The organism is Nonomuraea rhizosphaerae (genome assembly GCF_019396405.1).
In the GTDB taxonomy this organism is placed as follows: domain Bacteria; phylum Actinomycetota; class Actinomycetes; order Streptosporangiales; family Streptosporangiaceae; genus Nonomuraea; species Nonomuraea rhizosphaerae.
In genome coordinates this window covers 1-5,064 of the sequence record NZ_JAHKRL010000555.1, presented here as the reverse complement: position 1 = coordinate 5,064, position 5,064 = coordinate 1, and the positions used below count along the sequence as shown (strand labels likewise).

Below are 5,064 nucleotides of genomic sequence, written 5' to 3'. Positions count from 1 at the left end.
CACTCCCTCCCCCACGCCAACCCGGGCGCCCTGGTGGCCGTGCTGATGCCGCCGGCCGCCGCCAGCCGCAAGGCGGGCCGGCGGATCAGGGCCAACCTGCTGCGCGCCGGAGCCCTGCGCGCCGTGGTCGCGCTCGCCGGCTGCGACCTGTGGCTGCTGCGCCGTCCCGCCGCCGGCGAGCGGCCGCCGTCCGACGTGCTGATCCTCGACGCCGCCGCCGATCACTCCGTGGTCGAGCCCGCCTGGCGCGCCTACCTGGAGGACCGCTCCGACCAGACCGTACGCATCATCGACCTGCTGGCCGACGAGGTCGACATGACCCCGGCCCGCCACCAGCGGCGCGACGACCTCGGCAGGGCGTTCACCGAGGCGCGCGACCGGTTCCTGGCCGCGGCGGCCACCCCGCCCGACCTCAAGGTGCTCGACGAGCCGCTCGACCAGCCCATGACCACGGTCGGCGACCTGATCAAGGAGGGCCTGGTCGCCGCGCTGCAGGCGCCGCCCAAGATGGCGGCGGGCGGCGGCGACGTCCCCGTGCTCACCGCCGACGACGTGACCACCGGCGCCCCCGCCTCCGGCCGCGCCCCGGCGCAGCAGGGGCTCATCCCGGTCCAGCCGGGCGACGTGGTGGCGTCCTACTCCAGCGTCCGGGTGATGGCCGAGGGCGGCTGCGTGCTCGGGCCGCACCTGACCCTCTACCGGGTGGACGCGCGGCGGCTCGACCCTGACTTCCTGGCCGGCTTCCTGCGGGCCGCCGGAGGGCGGGCGACGACTGGCTCCAGCAGGTTCGACGTGCGGCGGACGCGCCTGCCGCGCCTGTCGCTCAAGGACCAGAACGCCTACGGGGAGGCCTTCAGGCAACTCGCCGTGCTGGAGGACGCGCTGCGCGAGACCTCCGCCCTCGGTCAGACGCTCATCCGGCTCGGCCTCGACGGGCTTACGGACGGCCACCTGCACCCGCAGTCCTGACGGTGTAGTTTTTTCCCGAATAGGGCGGTGGGGAGGGGCGAATGGTCATCGGTGACCGCTATGTGCTCGACGACCTTCCGCTCGGTCAGGGCGGCATGGGCGCCGTCTACGGTGGCCACGACCGCCACCTCGACCGCCGGGTCGCGGTCAAGCTGCTGCGCCTGACCACCGGCCCCGACCAGGAGCTGGAGCGGCGCTTCATCCGCGAGGCCCGCATCCTGGCCCGGCTCGAACACCCCGGCGCGCCCGTCCTGTACGACTTCGGCACCCATGAGCAGCGGCTGTTCCAGGTGATGCAGTTCATCGAGGGCGTCACCGTGGCCGACGTGGTCAGCGAGCACGGCCCGCTGCCCGTCTCCTGGGCCGCCGCCATCGCCGCCCAGGCCTGCGCGGTCCTGTCGGCCGCCCACGACCTGTCCATCTGCCACCGCGACCTCAAGCCGACCAACCTGATGCTCTGCCCCGACGGCAGCGTCAAGGTGCTCGACTTCGGCCTCGCCCTGCTGCGCGACGCCGACGTCACCACGTTCACCAGGATCGGGCAGATCCTCGGCACTCCCGCGTACATGGCGCCCGAGCAGATCCAGCACGGCGTCGCCGAGGCGCGCAGCGACCTGTACTCGCTCGGGTGCGTCATGCACGAGATGCTGACCGGGCGGCAGCTCTTCACCGGGCCGACCGACTACGTGGTGTTCGAGAAGCAGGTGAAGGAGCGGCCGCCCACCATCCCCGGGCTGCCGGACGAACTGGCGTCGCTGCTGGCCGGGCTGCTGGAGAAGCAGCCCGACGACCGGCCGGCGGACGCGTACACGCTGTACGGGCAGTTGGAGCCGTTCGCGGTGGGGCTGCCGATGCTGCCCGGCTTCCTGACCGGGTCGCCGAGTCCTGGGCGGATGTACGCGCGGATGGTCGGGCGGGTCCTGAACGGTTAGCGACGGGCATCGCGCCGGTCGGTGACGTATCGGATGGCGGCGTATCGGTAGGTGGCGTATCGGTAGGTGGCGTATCGGCGCAGCGTGTCATGTCTGTGCTGCTCGCTGCTTGTACCAGGTGCGCATGGTCTTCACCACCTCGTCGATGCGGATCGGGTCCACCTTGACCCCGACCAGGAATTCGACGTCCTGGGTGATGTCCTTCACGTCCGGCTCGTCGTCCGAGTCGGAGTCCGAGCTGCTGTCCGAATCGCTGTCCTGCTTCTTCTCCGGAGGAGCGATGAGTCTCAGCAGAGAGCTCCACTCGTCCTTGTTCTTCGCCTTGAAGGCCTGCGCGAAGTTGCCGAACCACATGCTCACGTAGTCGGTGACGTGCCCTCCCTGGAGCTGCGCGTTCCATCTCATGAACGCGGCGACCTCGGGATCCAGCTGGGGATTGTTGACGAAGCGCAGGTCCGGGACCTGGCTCGTGACGGTCTGGCCGCCCTTGTTGACCTGGTGCGGCCCGCCGTTCATGATCGCCCCCCAGAGCTGGTCGAACTCGGTGCCCGTGCTCTCCTCGCTCTGCTCCAGCGCCAGGACGAAGGAGATGCAGCCCAGATCTCCCTCGCGCGCCTCGCTCATGATCTTGCGGTGGGTGTCGGCGCGGGCGGCGTTGCACAGCTCGAACAGCACCCGGGCCAGGCACGGCCAATAGTCCCCGGTGTCCTGCTGCCAGCCAGGCTCGGTGTTGCCGATCTGGCCGACCCTGATCACGTTCTCGTCCGGATCGTGGTCGGCCCGCAGACTGGCGTCGTTCCTCCGGTCGACCACCACGACCCCCGCCCCGGCGGTCAGGCCGTCGCTCATCGCCTGAAGCTCGTCGCGACGCGTGGCCGGGAGATTGGCCTGCTGCTGCGCCTTGTTGATGATCGCCTGGACCTTGTTCGGCTTTGCGGCCTGGGCCGCGACCCGGTCGAGCAGGCCGGCGAACATCGGCTCCGTCAGGATGTACCGGAGCGCCTGCACGATGGAGTCCTCGCTGCCGCCCTGGCTCAGGTCGACCGGCGCGCCGTCCTTGGACAGGACGCCCGTCCTCCGCTGCAGGTGTGACAAGGGAGCCGCCTGCACCGGCGCGCCGACGTTGTTCGGCTGAGGACCGACGAACGGGCCGATGACCTTCAGTCGCTTGTTGATGGGCGTGTCGTTGTCGCTGTCGTCCTCCTCGGTGGGGGATTTCACCTCGGTCAACGTCGTCTGCTTCTCAAGCGTGCGCTTTTCGTTCCGGTCGGGGGACTTCTTCTTGGGGTCGCTCTCCTTGGAGGACAACTCATCCGAGGAGGCGCCCTCTTCCTGCTTGTCCTTCTTGTCCTTGCCTTGCCTCTCGTTCTGGTCCTTGTCCTTCTTGCTGAAGGATCTGCTCTTCTTCACCGGGTCGCAGCCGTCCTCTCATAGGTCCCCCGTGACGTTATGAGCGCAGCTGAGAGCCGTCAATCGTCCCTTGGGACTGTTGCGATCGCCCTGGGTGCCGAGCGGTCAGGGCAGGCTGGGATGATGGCGGCGCGGTCCCACGTCCCTTCGGCGCCCGGGGCCGATGTCGTACGTCCTGCTTCCCACCTGGAGGGTCGTCTGTGATCGGCAAGCTGCAGTGCGTGGTTCTGGACTGCCCGGATGTGCTGGAGCTCGCCCGGTTCTACCACGCGCTCCTCGGCGGCACCGTCAACAAACCGGATCGCAGGTGGGCCGTCAACGACGACTTCGCGACCCTGCACGCGGGCTCCGGCCTCGTGCTGGCGTTCCAGCGGGTGAAGGACTACCGGGCGCCGCGGTGGCCGGACGGCGCGCACCCGCAGCAGTTCCATCTGGACATCGACGTCCCGGACCTGGAGCCGGCACAGGATCAGGTCCTCGACCTGGGCGCCAGGCTGCTGCACGTCGACAGGGGCGGCTGGAGGGTGTTCGCGGACCCGGCGGGCCATCCCTTCTGCCTCATCCGGGGCTGACCCGCTACGTATCTCTCACATGCAGCGCGAGCTGGGTGCGGTCGCGCAGGCCGAGCTTGCGCAGGACGCTGGAGACGTGGTTCTTCACCGTGCCCTCGGTGATGAACAGGTGCGCCGCGATCTCACGGTTGCTGGCGCCGGCGGCCACCATCCGCGCCACCTCCACCTCCCTGGCCGACAACTGCTCATCCCCGCGGAAGCCGCGGAACTCCTCGTACGCGGGCGCCTGACGCAGGTGGGCCACCAGCCGGGCGGCGATGGGGCTGCCCAGCACGGTCTCCCCGCGGGCCGCCCGGAGGACGGCCGCCACCAGCTCGTCGGGCGAGCAGTCCTTGAGCAGGTAGCCGACGCCGCCGCCGCGCAGGGCGCCGAAGATGTACTCGTCCTCGTCGAAGGTGCTGAGCACAATCGCGGCCACCGTGGGATGCTCGGCCGACAGGCGGGTGATCAGCTCCACGCCGTTCATCCGTGGCATCCGGGCGTCGACGAGCGCCACGTCCGGCCGGGTCTCGCGGATCGCCGCCAGCGCGGCCACCCCGTCGGCCGCCTCGCCGACGACCTCGATGCCCTCCTCGATCTCCAGCAGCTTGCGCAGCCCCTGACGCATCAGCGCCTGGTCGTCCACGAGCAGCACCCGAACCGTTTCGCCGGGACCGCTCACACCGGCAGACTCTTCGGAGCTGCTCATACCGGCAGACTCTTGGGGACTGCTCATACCGGTAGCACCGCCCGCAGCTCGAAGCCCCGCGCCGAGTTACCGCTGGTCAGCGTGCCGTCGAGGCGCTTGACCCGGTCGGCCAGCGCGCTCAGCCCGAACCCCTGCCCCTGCTCCTGGTCCCGTCCCTTGCCGTCGTCGGCGACCACGAGGACGACCCGCCCCTTCTCGAACGCCAGCGAGCCGCGTACGGACTCGGCCTCGGCATGGCGCAGCGCGTTGGTGAGCCCCTCCTGCAGCACCCGGTAGAGGACCAGCTCGGTGTCGGGCTCCAGCAGGCGTTCGGTGCCCGTCACGTCGAAGGTGACGGTGACGCCGGTGCCGGAGAAGGAGTCGGCGAGCCGCTTGAGCGCGGCGCTGCCGAGGTGGCCGTCGAGCGCGAGCGGGCGCAGGGCGCGTACCCACCGGCGGGCGTCGGCCAGGGCCGCCGCCGTGGGCTCCTTGGCCTGGCGCACCTCGTCCCAGG

The 5,064-nt window shown here is 70.3% G+C and carries 5 protein-coding genes and 1 pseudogene; 3 read left to right on the top strand and 3 right to left on the bottom strand.

Translation table 11 applies throughout. The features are described from left to right. Both KME77_RS28920 and KME77_RS28915 read left to right on the top strand, forming a co-directional pair. Nucleotides 1–969 (top strand): annotated as a pseudogene (locus KME77_RS28920) (N-6 DNA methylase); the annotation flags it as partial. A 41-nt stretch (nt 970–1,010) separates the two neighbouring features. Next, the gene (locus tag KME77_RS28915; RefSeq protein WP_219472374.1) at nt 1,011–1,901 is read left to right on the top strand and encodes a serine/threonine-protein kinase; all 891 of its coding nucleotides are present in this window, start codon (nt 1,011–1,013) and stop codon (nt 1,899–1,901) included. 87 nt (nt 1,902–1,988) lie between these two features. Here KME77_RS28915 and KME77_RS28910 read toward each other — a convergent pair whose 3' ends face one another. After that, complete coding sequence (locus KME77_RS28910; RefSeq protein ID WP_219472371.1) at nt 1,989–3,311, bottom strand: hypothetical protein; 1,323 nt, start codon at nt 3,309–3,311, stop codon at nt 1,989–1,991. A 200-nt stretch (nt 3,312–3,511) separates the two neighbouring features. Here KME77_RS28910 and KME77_RS28905 point away from each other — a divergent pair, with 200 nt between their 5' ends. Then, the gene (locus tag KME77_RS28905) at nt 3,512–3,883 is read left to right on the top strand and encodes a VOC family protein (RefSeq protein ID WP_219472368.1); all 372 of its coding nucleotides are present in this window, start codon (nt 3,512–3,514) and stop codon (nt 3,881–3,883) included. Nucleotides 3,884–3,887: 4 nt separating this feature from the next. Here the strand turns inward: KME77_RS28905 and KME77_RS28900 are convergent, their stop codons facing one another. Together KME77_RS28900 and KME77_RS28895 are read right to left on the bottom strand one after the other, a co-directional pair. Beyond that, entirely contained in the window at nt 3,888–4,571 is a 684-nt protein-coding gene (locus tag KME77_RS28900) for a response regulator (RefSeq protein WP_219472365.1), read from the bottom strand. Between the two features lie 23 nt (nt 4,572–4,594). Further along, nucleotides 4,595–5,064: sensor histidine kinase (locus KME77_RS28895; protein WP_372451241.1), on the bottom strand; the 470-nt coding region annotated here is incomplete at its 5' end.